14 protein-coding genes are annotated in these 23642 nt (G+C 70.4%); 11 read left to right on the top strand and 3 right to left on the bottom strand.

The window, feature by feature from the left end:
- Positions 1–25: 25 nt before the first annotated feature.
- The gene (locus IFU11_RS14385) at positions 26–592 is read left to right on the top strand and encodes a GlcG/HbpS family heme-binding protein (RefSeq protein WP_192019365.1); all 567 of its coding nucleotides are present in this window, start codon (positions 26–28) and stop codon (positions 590–592) included.
- Between the two features lie 86 nt (positions 593–678).
- Here the strand turns inward: IFU11_RS14385 and IFU11_RS14380 are convergent, their stop codons facing one another.
- On the bottom strand, positions 679–4587 hold the full coding sequence (locus IFU11_RS14380; RefSeq protein ID WP_192019364.1) for a glycoside hydrolase: 3909 nt from the start codon (positions 4585–4587) through the stop codon (positions 679–681).
- 384 nt (positions 4588–4971) lie between these two features.
- Positions 4972–6012, bottom strand: a complete 1041-nt coding sequence (locus tag IFU11_RS14375) for a LacI family DNA-binding transcriptional regulator (RefSeq protein WP_229940350.1) — start codon at positions 6010–6012, stop codon at positions 4972–4974.
- Positions 6013–6162: 150 nt separating this feature from the next.
- Between IFU11_RS14375 and IFU11_RS14370 the strand changes: the two genes are divergently transcribed.
- From IFU11_RS14370 to recR, 7 genes are all read left to right on the top strand, one after another.
- On the top strand, positions 6163–7086 hold the full coding sequence (locus tag IFU11_RS14370) for a carbohydrate ABC transporter permease (RefSeq protein WP_064296050.1): 924 nt from the start codon (positions 6163–6165) through the stop codon (positions 7084–7086).
- The gene (locus IFU11_RS14365) at positions 7086–8036 is read left to right on the top strand and encodes a carbohydrate ABC transporter permease (RefSeq protein WP_085512471.1); all 951 of its coding nucleotides are present in this window, start codon (positions 7086–7088) and stop codon (positions 8034–8036) included. Before IFU11_RS14370 ends, IFU11_RS14365 begins: the two co-directional genes overlap by 1 nt.
- Before the next feature lie 134 nt (positions 8037–8170).
- Positions 8171–9523: an ABC transporter substrate-binding protein gene (locus IFU11_RS14360; protein WP_191941649.1), complete on the top strand. Its 1353-nt coding sequence runs from the start codon at positions 8171–8173 to the stop codon at positions 9521–9523.
- A gap of 117 nt (positions 9524–9640) precedes the next feature.
- Positions 9641–11398, top strand: coding sequence for a glycoside hydrolase family 35 protein (locus IFU11_RS14355; protein WP_192019363.1), 1758 nt, complete (start codon positions 9641–9643; stop codon positions 11396–11398).
- 195 nt (positions 11399–11593) lie between these two features.
- Positions 11594–15577 (top strand): family 43 glycosylhydrolase, encoded by a 3984-nt coding sequence (locus tag IFU11_RS14350; protein WP_192019362.1) that lies wholly within the window; start codon positions 11594–11596, stop codon positions 15575–15577.
- 134 nt (positions 15578–15711) lie between these two features.
- Entirely contained in the window at positions 15712–18534 is a 2823-nt protein-coding gene (locus IFU11_RS14345; protein WP_137243724.1) for a DNA polymerase III subunit gamma and tau, read from the top strand.
- 3 nt (positions 18535–18537) lie between these two features.
- On the top strand, positions 18538–19137 hold the full coding sequence (gene recR, locus IFU11_RS14340; RefSeq protein ID WP_056014479.1) for a recombination mediator RecR: 600 nt from the start codon (positions 18538–18540) through the stop codon (positions 19135–19137).
- Positions 19138–19398: 261 nt separating this feature from the next.
- Here recR and IFU11_RS14335 read toward each other — a convergent pair whose 3' ends face one another.
- The gene (locus IFU11_RS14335; RefSeq protein WP_137243723.1) at positions 19399–20151 is read right to left on the bottom strand and encodes a GNAT family N-acetyltransferase; all 753 of its coding nucleotides are present in this window, start codon (positions 20149–20151) and stop codon (positions 19399–19401) included.
- A gap of 212 nt (positions 20152–20363) precedes the next feature.
- Here IFU11_RS14335 and IFU11_RS14330 point away from each other — a divergent pair, with 212 nt between their 5' ends.
- The 3 genes from IFU11_RS14330 (at position 20364) to IFU11_RS14320 (ending at position 23599) form a co-directional block, all read left to right on the top strand.
- Entirely contained in the window at positions 20364–21650 is a 1287-nt protein-coding gene (locus tag IFU11_RS14330; protein WP_079706865.1) for an aspartate kinase, read from the top strand.
- 115 nt (positions 21651–21765) lie between these two features.
- Positions 21766–22833 (top strand): aspartate-semialdehyde dehydrogenase, encoded by a 1068-nt coding sequence (locus tag IFU11_RS14325; protein WP_192005618.1) that lies wholly within the window; start codon positions 21766–21768, stop codon positions 22831–22833.
- Positions 22834–22867: 34 nt separating this feature from the next.
- Positions 22868–23599, top strand: a complete 732-nt coding sequence (locus tag IFU11_RS14320) for an SGNH/GDSL hydrolase family protein (protein ID WP_192019361.1) — start codon at positions 22868–22870, stop codon at positions 23597–23599.
- Positions 23600–23642: the final 43 nt, after the last annotated feature.

The raw sequence follows: 23642 nt of genomic DNA, 5'->3' as shown, positions 1-23642 counted from the left end.
AGCACGAACAACCCAGAGGAACACCATGAAACAGTCACGCACCGCACGCCTCGGCACCATCGTCGCCGGGCTCGCCGTCCTTGGGACCCTGACCGCCTGCACCGGCCCCGCCTCGTCGACGACCGCGACCTCGGCATCGCCGGTGGCCGAGGCCGCGGAATCCCGGACCGTCGAGCTTCCGCGACTGTCCGCCGACGCAGCGATGCAAGCTGCGACCGCGGCACTCGAGTCGTGTCGAGCGAGCGGGGTCGGGTTCGTCACCGTCTCCGTCGTCGACCGCTTCGGGCAGGTGCAGGCAGTGGTCCGCGGTGACGGCGCTGCGGAGCACACCCTCTCGGCGTCGGCCGAGAAGGGGTACACGGCGGCGGCGTTCGGAGCGAACACCTCCGAGCTGACGGAGCGCCTGCCGGAGGGTGGCGGGGCGACCCTCCGCGACCTCGAGGGGACCCTGTTCCTGGCAGGCGGGGCGCCGATCAAGGTCGGTACGGCGACGATCGCGGGTATCGGCGTCGGTGGGGCCCCGGACGGCATGGTCGACGAGGGTTGTGCGGCGGCGGGCGCTGCGGTGCTGGCGGAGGATGCGGCGAGCTGACGGTCGGCTCGGCAGAACGCGAACGCCCGTTCGCCCACGTTTGGGCGAACGGGCGTTGCGTCGCCCGAAGATGGGCGAACGGAGGGCTAGCTCGCTGTGCGACGACGACGCGCGAGCAGCACCGAGGCGAAGCCGACGAGGCCGAGGAGCAACGCGACGAGCCCGATGCTCGACACGTCCACACCCGTGCGCGACAGCGAGTCGGTTCCGGCAGCCGAACCGCCCGAGGGCGAGCTCGTGCCGTCACCACCGCCGACCGCGCCACCGCCGGAGCCCCCGCCAGGACCGGTACCGGGGTTCGTCCCCGGATCGGTGCCGGGATCGGTGCCCGGGTCCACCGCGGCGGCGAGCACCGTCACCGGCGTGGACGTCTTCTCCACCGGCGCGAAGCCCTCGGCCGAGACCGTGACTCGCACCGCGAGCGCGGCACCAGCACTGCCGGTGGGTGGCGTGAACGTCGCCGTCTCGGCACCGTCCACGACCTCGTCGTCGAGCAGCCAGGCGTAGACCCCCGCCGCGTCCTCCGGGTCCACGACGACCGCCGCGGTCGTCGGGACACCCTCGCGGGCCACGCTCGACAGCGTCGCGGTCGCGACCGCCGTCCGGGCGAAGGTGATGGTCGTCGACTGCGTGGTCACCCCGTCGGCCGCCGTCACCGTGATGACGACACCGTCGCTCGCGTCAGCCGCAGCACGGGCTGCAGCCGCCGGTGCCGCTTCGAGCGCCTCGATCGTCACCGTCGCGTCGCGGTCGGCCGGGATGGCGTCGACCACCGGATCGGCGGACCCGGCCAGCGGCACCTCGTACTCGAGGACGCCTGCGTCGAAGCCCTCGACCGGCGTGCCGTTCACCCGCAGCGCGGCGAGGCTCGCCTCGGTGGCGACCGACGGTGCGAGCGCGTAGATCTCGACCTCCGAGACGACCATGTGGGTGTTCGCGTACGCCGTCATCACGACACGCACCGCACTCGTCGTGACGCCACCGAGGTCGACGTCGACGACCGGAGCCGTCCCATCGGTCGGGACCGGCACGGCGACCGCCCCACCCGGAGCGTCGATCCACGCGCCGTCGGCGTCGCGGAACTGCACGGTCAGTGCACTCGGCCAGCTGTTGGTGCTCCCGTCCTTGTAGGCGTAGAAGGTGACGTGCTCGATCGTGTGCTCACCGCCGAGCTCGTAACTCAGGGTGTCGCTCGCCGGCTTGTTCGACGAGCGCCAGTTCGACCAGCCCTTGTCGTTCCGCACACCGTTCTTCGTGTTGCTCGCGGGGTAGCCGGACTCGGTGGACGTCGCACTCGCGACGGTCGTGGCGTCCGGCGCGATGTTCCGCTCACCGGGCGCCGTGACGATGATCGACAGGAGGGCGTCGATCGGTGCCGCGGCCGGGTCGTTCGACGCAGCCGCGCCGCGCACCTGCACCACACCGGTGTCGGCGAGGTCGGCGTCGTCGAGGGTGCTGAAGTCCCAGGTGACGGGCGTGTCGAAGCGGTTGGTGCTCGCGCCGATCTGTGCCGGGACCGTGGTCGGCGCCGCAGCGATGACGGCGCTCGCCGGAGACCCTGCCGCGACTGTCAGGGAGACCGGCTCGGTGGTGGTGAAGCCGCCGATGTCGACGGTGGCCTGCGCGGTGAACGCCGCACCCCACCCGTCGGTGCCGGAACCGTTCACGATGATCGTGCCCGGCGTGTTCCAGTCCACAGCCGAGGTGTCCCAGGTGACCGGAACCGGCGCGCCCTGGACCGCGCCGTACAGCGGGACAACGGTCGCGGGCAGTGCTGCCGGAACACCGGCGACGGTCTGCACCGTGACCGGCTGCACCCCCGTGAGGGCGGTGTCGACGAAGTTCCAGGTCTGGTTCGCGCCGTTGTTCGACTGGTAGACGCCGACGGCGGCGCCCGTGGTGGTGGACTGCCCGCCGACCTCGAGGGCCTGGCTGGTGCCGACGTTCACGAGGCTCCACTCGGAGCCGTTGGTCGTCGTCGGGATCCACTGCAGCGAGGGGTCGGCCGCAGCCTGTTCCCGCGTCGCAGCGACGAGCGAGGTGCCGGCGGAGTTCGCGGAGAGGAGTGCTCCGGACGAGCTGCGGACGGCGTAGCGGTCGGTGTTCGTGCCGCCACCCGAGAGGAGCTCGGCGGTCCACACCTGTGCGGCACCGGTCGTGGCGTCGGAGGCACGCGGGGTGATCGTGCCGGCCGGGACGGTCCCGGTCGTGGCTGCGGCGGTGAACGCCTTCGCGCTCTGCTTGCCGACGAGCTGGTAGGCGTGTCCGTCCTGGAACGGTGCCGCGTCCGCTGCGACACCGGTCGCACCGTCGACGAGGAAGGTGGTGACCGACTTCGCCGGGACGGTGAGCGTCGCCTGCTTGGTCACCGGGTCGATCGACACGGCGTCGCCCTGCACGAGTGCGTTGGCGGTGACGTCGTCCGCGGGGGACTCCGTCGTCACGATCGGCGTGACCGTCGCGCCGGGAGCGATGTCCGCGAACTTCGACAGGTCGATGGTGATCGTCCGAGCTGAGGTCGACGGGTTGGCGTGCACGAGGGTCGCACCGGTGCCGTCGGCACGGAGCGCCGTGGTGGTCTGCGCGTCGGTGGACGGGATGAGGTGGTCACCGGGCTGCACGTAGTGGGTGAAGTTGCGGAGCGTGTTGTACTTCGCGTTCGTCTTCACGGAGCAGCTCGGGTCGGCGTCGCCGTCGGCGATGCGTCGCTCGGAGTCGCCCTCGGCGTTGCAGTCGAAGTCGATGAGGACGCTGCCCCAGTTGAGCTTCTCGACCTTCTCCATGTTGTAGAGGTCCTCGACGGGCTGCCAGAGCACCCACGCGGTCGGCTCCAGGTTGCGGAGGTCGTCGATGAGGTGCGTCGCCATACCGATGCCGTTGTCGATGTTCGTGAGGTTGTGCTTGCCGCTGGAGTCCCAGTTGCCCTCGACCTCGCTCATCCACAGCGGCTTGCCGACGGTCTTCGCGATGTCGCGCGCGACGACGCTGCCGCCCTGGCCGTAGCTGTGGACGTTGAGCTGCGTGACGAGGTCCTTGGCGGTCTGCGACCAGCCGTTCCAGTTCGTCGCGAAGATGCCCGGGTTGGTCTCGTCCATGGCCGCGATGACGGCTTCGGTCGAGGTGCCCTCGGCGGCGAGGCGCTCGGCGAGGGCCTTGATGACGGTGTCCTGCATGGCCGGGCCGATGTGCGCACCCTCCTGGCGTCCGCCCTTCGGCCAACCGGTGGCCTCGTCGATCTGGGTGCCCCAGTAGTTCGTGTTCGGCTCGTTGAAGGGGTCGATGGTGTCGAAGTCGATACCGGTGTCGGCCTCGAGGTGGTCGACGACGGTGGTGAGGTACGCGACGAAGTCGTCGACGCTCTCGGGCTTCAGCTGCTCGTCGGCCGCGTTGAAGTTGCCCGAGGCGTAGCCGCTCTCGGTCATGAAGTACGGCGGGGAGTTGCTGAACGCCTCCCACTTGGTGATCTTGTCCTTGAGGGCCGTGAGCCACCAGCGCTGGGTCTCGTCGGCGTCGAAGTCGTAGGAGGCCGGGTCGTCGGCGTCCCAGGCGGCGGCGTATCGGTCGCGGTCGGCGTAGTCGGAGGTGATGGGGCCGTCGGCGTCGCTCGCGCCGAGGTCCGGGTTCCACCAGCCGTCGACCGCGCCGCCGGCCCGCAGGTAGGGCGGGACGTCGCTGGCGTTGCCGCCACCGATGTTGTAGCGGGCGATGTTGAGGTTGAGACCGTCCTCACCGAACACCTTGTCGAAGAGGTCCTGGCGGACGTCCGCCGGGTAGTCGCCGGTCGCGTTGGCGAACCAGACGAGGCTCGTGCCCCAGCCTTCGAACGCCTCGTTCTGGTAGGCCGGGTTCGGGGTGATGGTGAGGGGAGTGCTCTCCGCGGCGGCCGCAGGTGCGGCGTCCACGGTGGCGAGTGCTGGTGCGATCGCGGCGATGCCGAGGGCGACGGCGACGGTCGCTCCGATCGTTCGTCGGCGGACTGGTGACGGCAGTGTCATCGGTGGTTCCTTCGTTGGAGGCCGTGGTGCAGGGGATGTTCACGTGAACATTCGGCGGCGTCGAACCACCGTGTTCACGTCAACATTTCCGACGAGTATGGGCGACCCCTCGCTCGGGTGTCAAGGCTGGCCCGGTCACTGAGGTCCCCGTTCCGGTCCGTTCCGGTCACTGAGGCCCCTACGCCGGTCACTGAGGCCCCTACGCCGGTCACTGAGGCCCCTACGCCGGTCACTGAGGCCCCTACGCCGGTCACTGAGCCTGTCGAAGTGCGGAGCTGGCATTTCGACAGGCTCAATGACCGGGGCTTCGTTCGCCGAGCTGGTCGAGGTGTCGCCGTGGGCATTTCGACAGGCTCAATGACCGCGTGGAGTGTCTCGCTCGCCTCAGCGCGCGGGCGGGGGAGCCGTGCTCGCGCGGACGACGAGGGACGTCGGCGTGAGGGGCTCGGTGGAGAGCTGCGGGCCCTCCTCGATCTCGCGGAGGAGCGTGGTGATCGCCCGACGTCCGATCTCGTCGAAGTCCTGATGCACCGTCGTGAGTGGTGGCCAGAACGAGTCCGACTCCGGGGTGTCGTCGAAGCCGACGACGCTGATCGACTCCGGCACGGCGCGCCCGCGCTCGTGCAGGGCGCGGAGGAGTCCGAGCGCCATCTGGTCGTTCGAGGCGAACACGGCCGTGATCTCCGGGCGTTCGGCGATCTCGAGGCCGATCTCGTAGCCCGAGGTCGTCGACCAGTCGCCACGGAACGCCGGCGGCGGTGTGATGCCGGCCTCTCGCAGGGTGTCGGCCCAGCTCTGCTCACGACGAGCCGCCGAGTAGGAGGTACGGGGGCCGGCGATGTGCCAGACGCCCTGGTGTCCGAGGTCGAGGAGGTGCTGGGTGGCGAGTGCCGCACCCTGTGCCTGGTCGTTGTCGACGACCGGGTAGTCGGTGCGTGCCGCGGAGTCGATGACCACGACGGGCAGGCCGGAGGGCAGTTCGACGTCGGCGCCGTCGACGATGTGCGACTCGATGACGATGATGAGGCCGTCGACGTCCTGCTCGCGGAGGCTGTCGAGCGCGACCGCGACATCGCGTTGCGTCGGGTACTCGACGGGGACGACCGTGACCGAGTAGCCGGCCCGTGCGGCCTGGACCGTGATCGCGTCGAGCGTGCGCATGTTGCCGTAGGAGGAGAGCGTGAACATCGTGATCCCGATGCTGCGGGTGCGCCCCGACCGCAACGCCCGAGCGGCCTTGTTCGGGCGGTAGCCGAGCTCGGTCATGGCCTCCAGCACGCGGTCGCGGGTGCCGTCGTCCACGTTGGTCAGCCCGTTCGCGACGCGGGAGACGGTCTGGGAGGAGACGCCGGCGTGCGCGGCGACGTCCGCCATCGACGGTGCTCGCCTGGCGCGGCCAGGCGCTCTCCGGGTGGTGTCCGTCATGGTCTCCCTATCGTCGCATCCATCCTTGCATGTTGACGTGAACATGCTATGGTACCGATCAGATGTTGACGTAAACATCCACCGCGATCCCTCCCCCGCACGGCTCCACCGCACGACGGTTCCGCCCGAATCACAGCAAGGAAGCTGCCCATGACCACCACGACCGCTCGCACCGGCCGGCCACCAGCGGTCCGTGTCCACCGACGCGACCGCCGGGATTGGAAGGGCTGGGCGTTCATCGCCCCCTTCATGATCGTCTTCGCGCTGATGATCATCGCCCCGCTCGTCTACGCGCTGTACCTCAGCTTCTTCCAGGAGAAGCTCATCGGCGGCAACGCCTTCGTCGGTTTCGAGAACTACGCCCAGGTCCTCCAGGACCCGAAGTTCTGGGAGCCGTTCGGTCGCGTCGCACTGTTCTTCGTCGTGCAGGTGCCGATCATGCTCGCCCTGTCGCTCACCGCCGCACTCGCGCTCGACAGCGCCAGGCTCCACGGCGCCGCCTTCTTCCGTATCGCGCTCTTCCTGCCGTACGCCGTCCCGGGCGTCGTCGCGGCGCTCATCTGGGGCTTCATCTACGGCGACCAGTTCGGTCTCGCCGGCAGCTTCAACGACCTCGTCGGTGCACAGATCCTCGAGCCGTTCAGCTCCCAGGCCGTCCTCGCGTCCATCGGCAACATCGTGACGTGGGAGTTCATGGGCTACAACATGCTCATCTTCTACGCCGCCCTCCGCGTCGTGCCCGGTGAGATCTACGAGGCGGCCGAGATCGACGGGGCCGGACAGTTCCGCACCGTCTTCAGCATCAAGATCCCCGCCCTCCGCGGAGCGCTCGTCATCGCGACGATCTTCTCCGTCATCGGGTCCTTCCAGCTCTTCAACGAGCCGAACCTGCTGAAGAACCTCGCGCCCAACGTGATCACGAGCAACTTCACCCCGAACATGTACGCCTACAACCTGTCCTTCGCCGGTCAGCAGTTCAACCTCGCGGCGACGGTCGCGATCATCATGGGCGTCATCACCGCCGTCATCGCCTACGTCGTGCAGGTGCGCGGCTCCCGACAGGAGAACAGCTGATGGCCACCGTCTCGAACCCGACCGTCCGCCCGCAGACCGTGTCGACCCGGACCGCCCGCAACCCGCGTGCCTTCGACCGGCCCACCCGGAAGCGCCACGACCCGCGCCGCAAGCGCTCGATCGTCCTCACGATCGTCATGGCCGTCTTCCTCATCTACTCGGTCGTCCCGATCCTGTGGCTCGTCATCAACGCGACGAAGTCCCAGCCCGACCTCTTCTCCTCCTTTGGTCTCTGGTTCGGCGACGGCGGGTTCAACCTCTGGCAGAACATCGTCGACACCCTGACCTACCGCGACGGGCAGTTCGTCGGCTGGTTCGGCAACACGCTGCTCTACGTGGTGGTCGGCGCCGGCGGGGCGACGCTCCTCGCGACGATCGGCGGCTACGGCCTCGCGAAGTTCCGGTTCCCCGGCAAGCGCGCCGTGTTCGCGATCATCCTCGGCTCCATCGCGGTGCCGGGCACGGCCCTCGCCGTCCCGACCTTCCTGATGTTCAGCCAGCTCGGCCTCACGAACACGCCGTGGGCGGTCATCCTGCCCTCGCTCGTCAGCCCGTTCGGTCTGTACCTCATCTGGACGTACGCGGTGGACGCGGTCCCGACCGAACTGCTCGAGGCCGCCCGCATGGACGGCGCGGGGGAGTTCCGCACCTTCTTCACGATCTCGTTGCGACTCCTCGGCCCCGGCATCGTCACGGTGCTCCTCTTCGCGATCGTCGCGACCTGGAACAACTACTTCCTGCCGCTCATCATGCTGTCGGAGCCCACCTGGTATCCGCTCACCGTCGGTCTCAGCCAGTGGAGCGCCCAGGCCACCGGTGTCGCCGCGCAGCCGATCTTCAACCTCGTGATCACCGGATCGCTCCTGACCATCGTCCCGATCGTCATCGCGTTCCTCTTCCTGCAGCGCTTCTGGCAGTCGGGCCTCAGCGCCGGCAGCGTCAAGGGCTGATCCTTCCTGCGGTCTCGGTTCCTGAGCTTGTCGAAGGGCCACCCGCACCCAACCCGCTTTCCCACCGGTCCCTGAGCTTGTCGAAGGGCCACCCGCATCACCTCCTCCTCCCAACGCAGTGAAAGGAAACACCCATGAAGCGCATCTCACCGTCTCGCACGGTTCTGCGCCGCGCGGCCACGGCGGCCGTCGCGTCCGCGATGATCGGAGCCTCGCTCGTCGCCTGCTCGTCCGGCGGCGGCAGCACCGCCTCGGGCGACGCCAAGGACATCGAGTCCGCCCTCGAAGCCGGTGGCGAGATCACCTACTGGTCCTGGACGCCCTCGGCCGAGGCGCAGGTCGCCGCGTTCGAGAAGGCCTACCCCAAGGTCAAGGTCAACCTCGTCAACGCCGGCACCAACACCACCGAGTACACGAAGCTGCAGAACGCGATCAAGGCCGGTAAGGGTGCCCCCGACGTCGCGCAGGTCGAGTACTACGCCATTCCGCAGTTCGCGCTCAGCGACTCCCTCGTCGACCTCAACGCCTACGGCTTCGGCGACCTGAAGGACGACTACAGCCCCGGCCCGTGGAGCTCCGTCAACATCGGCGACGGCCTCTACGCCCTCCCGCAGGACTCCGGCCCCATGGCCATGTTCTACAACAAGACGGTGTTCGACCAGTACGGCATCGCCGTGCCGACCACGTGGGACGAGTACGTCGCGGCAGCCGCACAGCTGCACACGGCCGATCCGTCGAAGTACATCACCAACGACTCCGGTGACTCCGGCTTCGCGACCAGCATGATCTGGCAGGCCGGTGGACGTCCGTTCACCGCCGACGGCACCAAGGTGAGTGTCAACCTCGCCGACGAGGGCGCCAAGAAGTGGGCCGACACCTGGAACCCGCTCGTCGAAGGCGGCCTGCTCTCCGACGTCCCCGGGTGGAGCGACGACTGGTACAAGTCGCTCGGCAACGGCAGCATCGCGACGCTCATCGCGGGCGCCTGGATGCCCGGCGTGCTCGAGTCGTCCGTCGCCGAGGGCTCCGGCCAGTGGCGCGTCGCCCCGATCCCGACCTACGACGGCAAGCCCGCCAACGCCGAGAACGGTGGCGGTGGCCAGGTCGTGCTGAAGCAGAGCAAGAACCCGGCGCTCGCCGCGGGCTTCCTCAAGTGGCTGAACAATGACGAGGACAGCGTCAAGGTCTTCCTCGACAACGGTGGCTTCCCGGCGACGACCGCCGACCTGAACTCCGACGAGTTCCTCTCCGCGGCTCCCGAGTACTTCGGTGGCCAGAAGATCAACGAGGTCCTCGTGCAGGGCGCGAAGGACGTGTCGACCGGGTGGCAGTACCTGCCGTACCAGGTCTACGCGAACAGCATCTTCGCCGACACCGTCGGACAGTCCTACGCGAACAAGGCCGACCTGAACGACGGCCTCGCCGACTGGCAGAAGCAGCTCGTCGAGTACGGCAACACGCAGGGCTTCACGGTCACCGAGAAGTAGCCGAACGGCACCTGCAGCACCAGCACCATCGACCGCGGCCGGTCGGAGGGTCCTCCGGGATCCGCTCCGGCCGGCCGTGGTCGCTCCATCCGCACCCCTTCATCACGGAGCCCCAGCATGCCCACCTTCTCCATCGGCGACGACGACTTCCTGCTCGACGGTCAGCCGTTCCGGATCCTCTCCGGAGCCCTCCACTACTTCCGGGTGCACCCCGAGCAGTGGGCGGACCGCATCGCGAAGGCGAAGCTCATGGGCCTCAACACCATCGAGACCTACGTCGCGTGGAACCAGCACAGCCCCGAGCGCGGCGTGTTCGACACCACGGGCGTGAACGACCTCGAACGCTTCCTCGGCCTCATCGCCGACGCCGGCATGTACGCGATCGTGCGTCCCGGCCCCTACATCTGCGCCGAGTGGGACAACGGCGGCTTGCCCGGCTGGCTGCTGCACGACCCCGAACTCGGCCTCCGTCGCAGTGAACCGCGCTACCTGGCCGCCGTCCGCGAGTACTTCGAGGCGCTGCTGCCGATCGTCGCCCCGCTGCAGATCGACCGCGGCGGTCCCGTCATCCTCGTGCAGGTCGAGAACGAGTACGGCGCCTACGGCGACGACCACGACTACCTGCGCACGCTCACCGCGTGGACCCGCGAGCTCGGCATCACGGTGCCGCTGACGACCGTCGACCAGCCCACGGCTCAGATGCTCGAGGACGGCAGCATCCCCGAACTCCACAAGACCGGCTCGTTCGGCAGCCGCTCGCTCGAACGCCTGGCGACCCTGCGGGAACACCAGCCGACCGGGCCGCTCATGTGCTCGGAGTTCTGGGACGGCTGGTTCGACCACTGGGGCGAGCACCACCACACGACGCCCGTCGCGGAGACGGCTGCCGACCTCGACGCGCTCCTCGCGGCCGGCGCGTCCGTGAACGTCTACATGTTCCACGGCGGCACGAACTTCGGGTTCACCGGGGGCGCGAACGACAAGGGGCAGTACCGCTCGCACGTCACCTCCTACGACTACGACGCGCCCCTCGACGAGGCGGGCCACGCGACGGAGAAGTTCTTCGCCTTCCGCGACGTGATCGCGAAGTACGCCGAGGTGCCGACCGAGATCCCACCGGCGGCGACGGACGCCCCGGCGTTCACCGCGTCCTTCGAGCAGGAGGTCCCGTTCGCGGACGTGGCCGACGGGATCGCGCCGCTCCAGGCGTTCGACCGGATCCCCACGATGGACGAACTCGGAGCGTTCAGCGGTCTGGCGCGCTACCGGGCGTCGCTCGGTGGACGCGGCGGGGTGCTCCGGTTCGCCGAGGTGCGCGACCGCGTGGTCGTCTCCGTCGACGGCGTGCCGGTCGGCGCGCTCACCCGCGAGTTCAAGGAGCGGTCGATCGTGATCCCGGCGGGTGAGACGCTCGAACTCCTCCTCGAGAACCAGGGCCGCGTGAACTACGGCAAGCGCCTGGGGGAGCCGAAGGGGATCATCGGGCCCGTGTCGCTCGACGACGTGGAACTCACGTCGTGGGGCATCGCGCCCGTGGCCCTCGACCGCCTCGACGCCGTCGTGGACGCCGCAGCCACGCGGACGTCCGGCGCCACGATCAGCGGTGCCGGGCCGGTCCTGCTCACCGCCACCGTCACGCTCGACGCGCCCACCGACCTGTTCCTCGACACCGCGGCCTGGGGCAAGGGGCTCGTCTGGGTGAACGGCTTCCTGCTCGGCCGCTACTGGTCGCGGGGGCCGCAGCACACGCTGTACGTCCCCGGCGGCCAGCTCCGTGCCGGGGAGAACCGCTTCACGGTGTTCGAGTTCCATGCGCTCACGACGCCGACGCTCTCCTTCCTCGCCCGCCCCTCCCTCGGCCCGACCGAGTTCTAGCCGCCCACGATCCGGTCGGCGTCGCCCGCACAGACGCGGCGCCGACCGCACCACCCGGTCCCTGACCCCTGTCCCGGTCCCTGACCTCAACCCCGGTCCCTGACCTCAACCCCGGTCCCTGAGCTTGTCGAAGGGCCGCAGCACCTGAGTACCACCTCCGCAGCACCCCACGATGACGTGAAAGGACGCCGCAGCATGCGACGAGCGACGAGACGACCCGACCGACCGACACCGGATGGAGGTGCCGCCGTCCTGCGGCGGGGCGGTCTCGCCGCCGGCCTCCTGACGGTCGCGATCGTCGGAGCCACCGCCCTGACGGCCGGGAGCGCGACCGCTGCCGAGGCGCCCGCGGCGACCCTGCTCAGCTGGGGCGACCCGGCGGCTCCCGCGGAGCTCGTCGGCACCCCGGTGACCGGTGTCGCCGCCGGTCTGGGCCACGCCGTCGCGCTCGGCGCGGACGGCACCGAGCTCGCGTGGGGCGCCGACGGCTTCGGCCAGGCGACCGTCCCGAGCGTCACCGGGACGATCACCCAGGTCGCGGCCGGCACGAACCACTCGCTCGCGCTCGCCGCCGACGGCACCGTCACCGCCTGGGGCCGCGACGCCGACGGCCAGGCCACGGTCCCGGCAGGACTCGACCGGGTCCTCCGCATCGCCGCCGGCGGACCGAACTCGGCCGCCGTCCGCGCCGACGGCACGCTCGCGCTCTGGGGTGACGACGCGTTCGGACAGAACGACCTCCCGACCGCGCTCGACGGTGCACGCGTGACCGACGTCGCCATCGGTTCCGGCTTCACCGTCGCCCTCACCGACGACGGTGACGTCGTCCCCTGGGGCCGGAGCGACGCCGGACAGCTCGAGCTCCCGACGGCGCTCGCCGACGAGGACGTCGTGCAGCTCGCCGCCGGCACCGACCACGCGCTCGCCCTCGCCGACGACGGCACCGTCCTCGCCTGGGGTGCGGACGGCTCCGGCCAGACCGAGGTGCCGGCGTCCCTCGACGGGGTCGACGTCGTCCGTGTCTTCGCGGGTCCGTACCTGTCCGGGGCGATCGCCGCCGACGGATCGGTCACCGTCTGGGGTGCCGACGACGCCCGTTCGGCGCTGCCCGACGGTCTCCTGGCCGCCGGCGTCGCGCTCGGCGAGACGGGTGCCGTCGCCGCGGCCGGTGCGGTCCCCGTCGCCGGTGGCACGAACGGCGGCCCTGGCAACACCGTCGATTCCCTGCCCGGCGGCACCGATCCCGGAACCGGGCCGGGCGGCGAGCCCGGGGCGGACCCAGGGGGCGGTCAGCCGGGCTCGGGCACGAATGCGGGCGGTGACGGTGGGCTCGCCGTGTCGGGTGTTTCGATCACCGCAGCGGTGATCGTGGCTGCGGTGCTCCTGCTCGCGGGTGCACTGCTCATCCTCCGCCGTCGTCGGGTCGCCGCCTCGAACGCCGCCGAAGACGCCTCCTCCAGCGGCGGTGTCGGACGCAGTGGCGTCGCGGGCGCCGTCGTGCTCGTCCTCGGTCTCTCCGGCGCCCTCGTCACGGCGGACGCACCACGCGCCGAGGCCGCACCGAGCTACCCGAGCCCGACGGTCGACGAGCTCGTCGCCAACGACTTCGTCCTCTACTTCGCGAACGCCGGCAGCACGGTGACCGACGCGGTCTCCGCCGGCGACCACATCGGGCTGTACCAGTCACGCACCGACCAGTCCTACGGGGTCGACGCCGCAACCGGCGCGTCCTGGGGATTCGTCGCCGACGCGAACAGCAACCCGACGGCCAACAGCTCCTCCGGGACGGAGAAGACCGCCTCCCTCCGGTACGACGCACCGCCCGCGGGCAGCTCCCTCCCGACGCGGTCGGTCGACTACGCCTTCGACCTCCCGGCCGGCGAGTACGAGGTCACCCTCGGGTTCAACCTGCCGAGCGGTTGGGCGGCACGACCGCTCGACCTCAGGGCCGAGGGCGAGACGCTCGCCCAGGTCACCGCGCCGGCCGGTGCGCTCCTCGAGCAGCAGCTCACGGTGAGCGTCGACGACGGCACCCTCGACCTCGAGGTCCACAGCCCGGCGGGCCGGACCAACACCTACACCGATCCCGCGGTCAACTACCTCGTCATCCGAGCGCCGCACACGGCGTCCACCGAGGTGCTCGCGGCGAAGATCCGAGCTGTCACGCTCGACGAGGGGCAGCGCGCCGGGTACGTCGCCGACTCGCTCGCCGTCCTCGACGCCGCGATCGCCGACGCCCAGGCGCTCGTGGACGCCGGGTCGGCCGACACCGCGGCACTCACGGCCGCCTACGACGCGCTCGGGGCCGCACTCACCGCACTCCGGCCGATCGTCACCTACGACTCCTTCCGCCCGGGCCAGGCCTGGGTCGACGACCAGGGCAACCCGATCCAGGCGCACGGCGGGCAGGTCGTGCCGTCGACCGACGCCGACGGCCAGCCGATCTACTACTGGTACGGCGAAGACCGGTGGAACGGCTACGCGAGCAGCCGCGGGGTGCACGTGTACTCCTCGCGCGACCTGTACAACTGGACCGACGAGGGCCTCGCGCTGCAGGCCCTGTCGACCGCCGACCAGCTCACGACCGATCCGGTCGCAGCCGAGCTGTACGCCGACTACACGGCGCAGCAACGCGCGGTGGTCGTCCGCGACCTCCTGACGGTCCCGAGCGATCCGGTCGTCCCCGCGGCGATCCTCGAGCGGCCGAAGGTCATGTACAACGCCGCAACGGAACAGTGGGTCATGTGGATCCACACCGACGGCCCGAGTGCGACCTCCGACGCGCAGTACGCGAAGGCGACCGCCGGGGTCGCGGTCTCCGACTCGCCGACCGGCCCGTTCCGCTACGTGGACAGCTACCGCCTGAACGTCGCGCCTGAGGGCGAGCCGAACTACCAGCCCGACAGCCCCGGTATGGCGCGCGACATGAACCTCTTCACCGACGTCGACGGCACCGGCTACATCATCTACGCGAGCGAGGAGAACCTGACCCTCTTCATCTCCAAGCTGTCGTCGAACTTCATGTTCCTGTCGGCACCCGTCGACCGCGCCGTGAAGGGCGAGGACTTCACCCGCACCTACATCGGTGGGCAGCGGGAAGCTCCGGCCGTGTTCGTCTGCGACGGCACGTACTACCTCATCACCTCGGGCGCGACCGGCTGGAACCCCAATCCGGCCAAGTACGCCACCGCCGACTCGATGCTGGGGGAGTGGACCGACCACGGCAACCCGGTGAGCCGCTCCGGTGCGTCGACGACCCACGGCAGCCAGAGCACGTCCGTGATCCCCATCGACGCGGCCGCCGGCAAGTTCATCTACATGGGTGATCGCTGGACGCCGTCCGACCTCCGCAACGCGCCGGCCGTCTGGCTCCCGCTCGAGTTCGGCGACGACGGATCCCTGTCCCTGAAGTGGTACGACGAGTGGACGCTCGCGGACCTCGAGGGGAAGGGCAAGGTCGCGGTCGACGTCGACGTGCCGGCCACCGTCCGGCTCGGCGACGCGAGCACCCTGCCGAGCGAGGCGCAGGTCACGGAGGGTGGCACGACGACCACCCGGACGATCACGTGGGACACCGCGGCACTCGCCGTCCCCGGTCCGGTCTCGCTCACCGGCACCGTCGAGGGCGTCTCCCGGCCGGTGACCCGTCAGGTCACGGTCGTCCCGAAGGACCTCGTCTACCTCGTCGACGCGGGGGGATCGGCGTCGCCTGAGTACGACGCGATCCGCTCGGTGGCGGAGGCCGACGGCACCCTGCTCAACTCGACGTTCGACCGGACGCTCGGGGCCGACGCGGCCACCGGCGCGAACTGGGGCGTCGTCGGCGCGGAGACGGGAACGACCGACGGGCCGTTCTCGGAGTCGCTCCGCTACGTCGCGAGTTCCGCGACCGACCGCACGCTGGAGTACGCGTTCGACTCCCTCGACGCAGGGAGCTACGACGTGTACGTCGGGCTGTACGACCCGTGGTCGCAGTGGGCGGACAACCGGCGCGCGGACATCGGGGCGAACGGGGCGACGCTGCTCAGTGCGCAACCGATCACCGGCACCCCGACCGTGGCGACGCTGTCGTCGGTGCAGCCGGATGCGGACGGCCGTCTGTCGATCACCCTCGATCCGGTCGGTTCGGGCGGTGGCACGGACGTGCAGCTCTCCTGGATCATGATCGTCCGACGCTGACGGCTTCCGCCTGAGGCACACGTTCCCTCGCCCATTCCTGGGCGAGGGAACCTTCGTTCGCCCAGGAATGGGCGAACGAACGGGGGAGTCCGATCCCCGACTCCGATGTCGGGGGCGACGGCTACCATTGGTGGGTGGTCACAGCTCTGTATCGCCGGTATCGGCCCGAGACGTTCGCCGACTTGATCGGTCAGGCGCAGGTGACCGATCCCCTCATGACGGCCCTGCGCACCAACCGCGTCAACCACGCGTATTTGTTCAGTGGTCCACGCGGTTGCGGCAAGACGACGTCCGCGCGCATCCTCGCCCGCTGCCTCAACTGCGCCGAGGGCCCGACCGACACCCCGTGTGGCGTCTGCGCGAGCTGCGTCGACCTCTCCCGCGACGGCTCCGGCTCGCTCGACGTCGTCGAGATCGACGCGGCCAGCCACAACGGTGTCGACGACGCCCGCGACCTCCGCGAGCGCGCGATCTTCGCGCCCGCGCGCGACCGCTACAAGATCTTCATCCTCGACGAGGCGCACATGGTCACCCCGCAGGGCTTCAACGCCCTGCTGAAGATCGTCGAGGAGCCGCCGGAGCACGTGAAGTTCATCTTCGCGACGACCGAGCCCGACAAGGTGATCGGCACGATCCGCTCCCGCACCCACCACTACCCGTTCCGGCTCATTCCGCCTGCGCAGATGCTCGACTACGTCCAGCAGCTGTGCGAGAGCGAGCACGTGGGTGTCGAGGCCGGCGTGCTGCCGCTCGTCGTCCGGGCCGGTGGCGGTTCCGCCCGCGACACGCTGTCCCTGCTCGACCAACTGATGGCCGGGTCCGAGGGCGACTCCGTCGACTACGAGCGCGCGGTCGCCCTGCTCGGCTACACCCACACGGCCCTGCTCGACGAAGTGGTCGACGCCCTGGCCGCCCGCGACTCCGGTGCAGCCTTCAGTACCGTCGACCGCGTCATCCAGACCGGCCAAGACCCACGCCGCTTCGTCGACGACCTGCTCGAGCGACTCCGCGACCTCATCGTCGTGGCCGCCACGGGCGAGAACGCGGCGGCGGTCCTCCGTGGGCTCCCGCAGGACGAACTCGACAAGATGCTCGCCCAGGCGCGGGCGTTCGGCATCGCCGAGCTGTCGCGCACGGCCGACGTCGTGAACGAGGCGCTCACCCAGATGACGGGCGCGACGTCGCCCAGGCTCCACCTCGAGCTCATGATGGCGCGCATCCTCGTGCCCGCAGCCGACGACTCCGCTCGTGGTGCATTGGCCCGGGTGGAGCGGCTCGAGCGTCGCATCGGTGTCGACGGTGCTGCCGCCGAGGGCGGTCAGGCCGCGGTCTCGGCGCAGCCCGTGGTCGCCGACCGCGCTCCGGCCCCCGCCACCGTGGTCCCCGCCAGCGCGGCCCCCGCGAGCACGGCGGCGAGCTCCGCCCCGGCTGCCGCCCCGTCCGCAGCTTCCGGCCCGTCCGCGGCCCCCGACCGTCGACCGGCGCAGGAGTCCGACCCGGCGCAGACCACCGCACCGACCCCCGCCGCCCCCCGCGTCGGCCCGGTCACCCTGCAGCACATCCGCGACGCCTGGCCTGAGATCGTGGCGCGGGTCGAGAAGGCCGACCGCAAGGCCTGGATGATCGTCGTCAACACCCAGGTCGGCGGGTACTCGGACGACGACGTCCTCACGCTCGTCTTCGCGAACAACAGCGACCTCAACGACTTCAAGGCACGGCACGCGCCCGGCACCGGTGTCGCGGAGGTCTTGCGCACGGCGGTCCTCGACGTCCTCGGCGTGCGGGTGAAGTACCTCGCCAAGGTCGCCGGTGCCGACGAGCCGCCGGCACCGCGGGCCTCTGCGCCCGCCACCAGTGCTCCGTCATCGGAGTCGTCCGCTTGGTCGACCCCGAGCCTGCCGCAGACCGTCCCCGCCCCTGCAGCCCCGTCGTCGGCAGACATCAGCGGCGGGTCGGCATCCCGCTCCTCGTGGCCCACCGTCGCACCAGCCGGCGGCGAGTCCCCAGCGGCCGAGCCGACGAACGCCGATCCGTCGGCTGCTGCGTCGTCGGTCACCGCCCCGGTCGAGAAGCAGACCTCCGTGTCCGCTTCCTCGTGGGCGACGGTCGCGCCGCCGGCCGACGAGCCCGAGCCGTCCTCGGTCCCTGAGCCTGTCGAAGGGCCGGAGCCTGCCTCGGCGACCCGCCCGTCCTCGGTCCCTGAGCCTGTCGAAGGGCCCGCGTCATCGCCCGAGCCTGCCTCGTCGACGCAGCCGTCTCCCGTCCCTGAGCCTGTCGAGGGGCCTACGTCATCGCCCGAGCCTGCCTTGTCGACCCGGCCGTCTCCGGCCCCTGAGCCCGTCGAAGGGCCCACGTCGTCTCCCACGCCTGCCTCGTCGACGCAGCCCTCCTCGGTCCCTGAGCCTGTCGAAGGGCCCACCCCGTCTTCTGCGCCTGCCTCGTCGACCCGGCCGTCTCCGGTCCCTGAGCCTGTCGAAGGGCAGCCCGGGCGACCCGCCGGATCCGGAGCCCCCGGGACGCCGGCCGGCTCACCCGCGCAGCGCCAGCCGTCGACCCCGCCGCGCCAGCAGGCACCCGCCCGAGGCCCGTCCAACGGTGACGCGCTCGGCTCGCGCACCGTCACCTGGGACGTCGTCTCGATCCCGTCCGACGACGACGCACCGCCGCCGGACGACGAGCCGCCCTACCCCGACCCGTTCGAGTCGTCGGCCCCTGCTCCATCCCCTGCTGCCGGCGCGCCATCAGCAGCTCCGGCCGGCTCCCCGCAGGCCGCACCGCCTGCGGCGCCCGTCGCCGAGCAGCGCCCGCAGCCCCCGGTCCGGATGCGCCAGGCGCCTCCGGTGCCGACCACCCACCCCGCGGGCGACAACCGGTACGGCGAGAGCGTCGTCCGCGAGCTCCTCGGTGCCACATTCATCGAGGAGCAGCCGCACGAGCCGCGCTCCGGAGGGCGGTAGGCCATGTACGAGGGAATCGTCCAAGATCTGATCGACGAGTTCGGGCGGCTGCCCGGTATCGGTCCGAAGTCGGCGCAGCGCATCGCGTTCCACATCCTCCAGACGGAGTCGTTCGACGTGTCGAAGCTCGCCGAGTTGCTCACCGTCGTCCGCGAGAAGGTCAAGTTCTGCGAGATCTGCGGCAACATCTCCGAGCAGAACCTCTGCAGTGTGTGCCGCGACCCGCGCCGTAACCCGGCTCTGATCTGCGTCGTCGAGGAGCCGAAGGACGTCGTCGCCATCGAGCGCACGCGTGAGTTCCGCGGCTTCTACCATGTGCTCGGCGGCGCGATCAGTCCGATCGACGGCGTCGGCCCCGACGACCTGAACATCCGTCGCCTCATGCAGCGCCTCGCCGACGGCACCGTCACCGAGGTCATCATCGCGACCGACCCGAACCTCGAGGGGGAGGCGACCGCGACCTACCTCAGCCGGCTGCTCCTGCCGATGGGCATCCGCATCACGCGCCTCGCCTCCGGTCTCCCCGTCGGCGGCGACCTCGAGTACGCCGACGAGGTCACCCTCGGTCGTGCCTTCGAGGGTCGCACCGTCGTCAGCGGCTGACCACCCCGCCTCGTCGCCCGCCCCCCACCCCTTTTGCCATCGGCCCTTTCTCAGGAGTCGTCCGGTGTGTCGGGGCTGGTGGGTTCCGCCGCGCCGACGGACTCCTGAGTTGGGGCAGCACGGCCGGGGTCAGGCGCGGGTCTGTTTGCCGGGCGAGGGGTCTGCTCCCGATCGGTCCTTTCTCAGGAGTCGTCCGGTGTGTCGGGGCTGGTGGGTTCCGCCGTGCCGAGGGACTCCTGAGTTGGGGCAGCCGGGCGCGCCTCAGGCGTCGGCGGAGGGCGCCGGCCACTCGGCGACCACCGGGCGGGCCGACAGCTGCCGGCCGATCGCGGAGAAGCCGAGCTTGCGGGCGACGGCGCGAGAGCCGGGGTTCGTGTCGGCGGCCCGCCACTGGGGGAGGAGTCCGGCCGCGAGGGCATGCTCGACCGCGGTCGAGGCCAGTCGGGTCGCGAGACCGGTCCCGCGAGCCTCCGGGGCGGTCAACGCTGTCACGTGCGCGACGCCCAACGGCCACGACCGGTAGCCGGCGACGGCGAGGACCCGACCGTGCTCGCGCACCGAGAACAGCGGCGAGGTGATGCCGAAGATCCCGCTCTCCGAGGCCTCGTCGTCGCCCACCTTCGACAGCAGCGACTCGATGGCGGGGTCACTCGCCTTACTCGCCACCACGTCGATCTCCTCGGCCGGTCGGAACCGCCCGGGCAGCAGGTAGTCGAGCGTCGCCGGCCCGAGGACCTCGGCGACCTGCACGCGCGAGCGGAGGAACCCGACCGTCCCGACGCTCCTCGGTGATTCGTCCTCGATGGCGAGTCGCCTGGCGGTGTCCTCGTCGGGCACGATCGCGAGGGCGCTCCCGTCGATCTCGACGACGCCGATCCATCCGGGCGGGCACGCCATCGAGCCGGCGTTCACGACGACGGCGACGCGGCCGGCGGAGAATCGCGCGGTCGGCGAGGCGAGCCCCTGCCAGAGGCGTCGCACCGTCGCGAGCACCCGCGCGTCTTCCTGCTGCATAGGCCAACCCTACCGAGGCCCACTCGCCTCCCCACCGCAGGAGATCGGCGCGACAGCAGGACCGAACGGGCCGAAGCGTCCTGTTGCGGGGCGGATCTCCTGCCCCGGAGCGGGTGAGGGTGCCCTTCGTCACATGAACGGCGCGGAATGCCCGGATGGGTAGGATGATCGCTGGGCCGCTCGTGCCCGCACCGACTTCCCCAGGAGATCCGATGGCATTGATCGTGCAGAAGTTCGGCGGGTCCTCCGTCGCGGACGCCGAGAGCATCAAGCGCGTGGCGAAGCGCATCGTGGAGACCCGCAAAGCGGGCAACGAGGTCGTCGTCGCCGTCTCGGCGATGGGCGACACGACCGACGAACTGCTCGACCTCGCCCACGAGGTGACGCCCATCCCGGCGCCCCGCGAACTCGACATGCTGCTGTCCAGCGGCGAGCGCATCTCGATGGCGCTCCTCGCGATGGCGATCAGCAGCATGGGCTACGTCGCGCGATCCTTCACCGGCAGCCAGGCCGGCATGATCACCGACGCCCAGCACGGCGCCGCGCGCATCGTCGACGTCACCCCCGTGCGCCTGCGCGAGGCCCTCGACGACGGCGCGATCGTCATCGTCGCCGGCTTCCAAGGCTTCAACCGCGACACCCGCGACATCACCACGCTCGGTCGCGGCGGCTCCGACACCACGGCCGTCGCGCTCGCCGCCGCCCTCGACGCCGACGTCTGCGAGATCTACACCGACGTCGACGGCATCTTCACCTCCGACCCCCGCGTCGTCCCGAAAGCCAGAAAGATCGACCGCATCTCCAGCGAGGAGATGCTGGAGCTCGCGGCCTCGGGCGCCAAGGTCCTCTACATCCGCGCCGTCGAGTACGCACGCCGCCACGGCGTGACGCTCCACGTCCGGTCGTCCTTCAACAACAACGAAGGCACGCTCGTCCTCAACGACGCGAGCCGCAACAACCCAGGAGCAGGTGAGGCACCCATGGAGCAGCCCATCGTCGCCGGAGTCGCGACCGACCTCAGCGAAGCGAAGATCACCGTCGTCGGTGTCCCCGACCTGCCGGGCAAGGCGGCGGAGATCTTCACGATCGTCGCGAAGTCGGGCGGCAACGTCGACATGATCGTCCAGAACGTGTCGACCGCCGTCTCCGGCGTCACCGACATCTCGTTCACCCTGCCGAAGCCCGAGGCGCAGCAGGTCCTCCGCGCGCTCGCAGCCGAGCAGGAGCGGGTGGGCTTCTCGGCCATCCAGCACGACGACCAGATCGGCAAGCTCGCCCTCGTCGGGGCCGGCATGCGCACGAACACCGGCGTCTCGGCGAAGCTCTTCGAGGCGCTCAGCGCAGCGGGCATCAACATCGAGATGATCTCGACCAGCGAGATCCGCATCTCGGTCGTGACGCGTGCCGACACCCTCAACAAGGCCGCCAACGTGGTCCACTCCGCGTTCGGTCTCGACGGCGAGGACGAAGCCGTCGTCCACGGCGGCACCGGCCGCTGAGCCGACTCGTCCACAGGCTCCGGGACCAAGCCGACCAAGGACCGACGGGCGCAGCCCCGCCGATCCTGATGCAAGATGGTTCACAACAACCCCCCCTGAAACCAGAGGAATCCCCATGAGCAACGGTGTACGTGTCGGTGTCGTCGGAGCGACCGGTCAGGTCGGCAAGGTCATGCGCCGCCTGCTGGAGGAACGCGAGTTCCCGATCAGCGAGATCCGCTTCTTCGCGACGGCTCGCTCGGCGGGCACGACGCTCCCGTTCCGTGGCCAGGACATCGTGGTCGAGGACGTCGAGACGGCCGACCCGAGCGGCATCGACATCGCCCTGTTCTCGGCCGGCGCGACCGGCTCCCGCACGCAGGCTCCGCGGTTCGCCGCTGCGGGTGCGCTCGTCATCGACAACTCGAGCGCGTGGCGGATGGACCCCGAGGTCCCGCTCGTCGTCAGCGAGGTGAACCCGCACGCCATCAAGGACGCGGTCAAGGGCATCGTCGCGAACCCCAACTGCACGACCATGGCGGCCATGCCGGTCCTCAAGGTCCTCGACGCCGAGGCCGGGCTCACGCGCCTCATCGTCAACACCTACCAGGCGGTCTCCGGGTCCGGGCTCGCCGGTGCGGCTGAACTCGCCGGCCAGATCGAGGCCGCGGTCGCCCAGGGCGACCTCACCCGACTCGTCCACGACGGTTCGGCGATCGACTTCCCGGCTCCCGAGAAGTACGTCGCCCCGATCGCCTTCGACGTCATCCCGCTCGCCGGCTCGATCGTCGACGACGGTCTGGGCGAGACCGACGAGGAGAAGAAGCTCCGCAACGAGAGCCGGAAGATCCTCGAACTCCCCGAGCTGCTCGTGTCGGGCACCTGCGTACGCGTGCCCGTCTTCACCGGCCACTCGCTCTCCATCAACGCCGAGTTCTCGCGCGACCTGTCGCCGGAACGCGCGATCGAGCTGCTCAGCGACGCACCGGGCGTCCAGTTGTCGGACGTGCCGACGCCGCTCGAGGCCGCCGGTGCAGACCCGTCGTTCGTCGGGCGCATCCGTCCGGATCAGAGCGCCCCGGCCGGCAAGGGCCTCGCGCTGTTCATCTCGAACGACAACCTCCGCAAGGGTGCCGCCCTCAACGCGGTGCAGATCGCCGAGATCGTCGCCGCCGAGCTGCTCGCACAGCCCGCAGCGGTCTGACCGGCCCTCCCTCCACCCGATCGGGGACGACGACATGGCCCGCCAGCGACCACGCCTGCGCCGACGGTGGTTGGCCGCGTTCATCGCGGCGGCCATCGCCGTCACCGCGGTGATCACCGTGAGTGGCCTGCGTGCCGACGTCCAGCAGACGACGGTCGCCCGCGCCGACACGGCCGGCTCCGAGGTCGCGGTCGGACCACTCGTCGCGTTCTACGGCGACTCGTACACGAAGGGTTCGGCCGCATCGTCGCCGGCCGCCCGCTGGTCCTCGCTCGTCGCGAAGGCCGAGGGCTGGACGGAGTACAACGCCGGCTACCCGGGTCTCGGCTTCGTCCGCAAGCGCGACAAGGTCGGCGATGTCACGGCCGACGTCATCGCGCAGCACCCCGAGGTCCTCATCGTCGCGCTCGGCATCAACGACAACTTCGAGTGGACCGGCAACGAGCAGGCGATCCAGGACGCGATCCTGCCGGAGTTCCAGCGGCTGCGCGACGGGCTGCCCGGCACCCGCATCATCGTGGTGGAGCCCTGGTGGTACACCGCTGAGCGACCGGCGTCCGTCGAACAGATCATCGGCTGGGTGCACGACGCCGCCGACACCATCGGGGCCGACTACATCTCCGGGGCGTCGCACTGGCTGGACGAGGACCCGGCGACGTGGATCTCCGCCGACGGCCTCCACCCGAGCGACGCCGGGTACGCGCACCTCGCGCAGCGCATGCTCGAGGAGCTCGACGCCCTCACCCCCGCGCTCCCCGGACGCTGAGCCGGCGGGCAGACAGTCGGGGCGAAGTGTCTCGACATCGAGC

This window comes from Plantibacter sp. CFBP 8804 (assembly GCF_014841225.1).
GTDB classification, from domain to species: domain Bacteria; phylum Actinomycetota; class Actinomycetes; order Actinomycetales; family Microbacteriaceae; genus Plantibacter; species Plantibacter auratus.
Note: the sequence above shows the minus strand (reverse complement) of the source record. Positions and strands in the feature narration are given on the sequence as shown.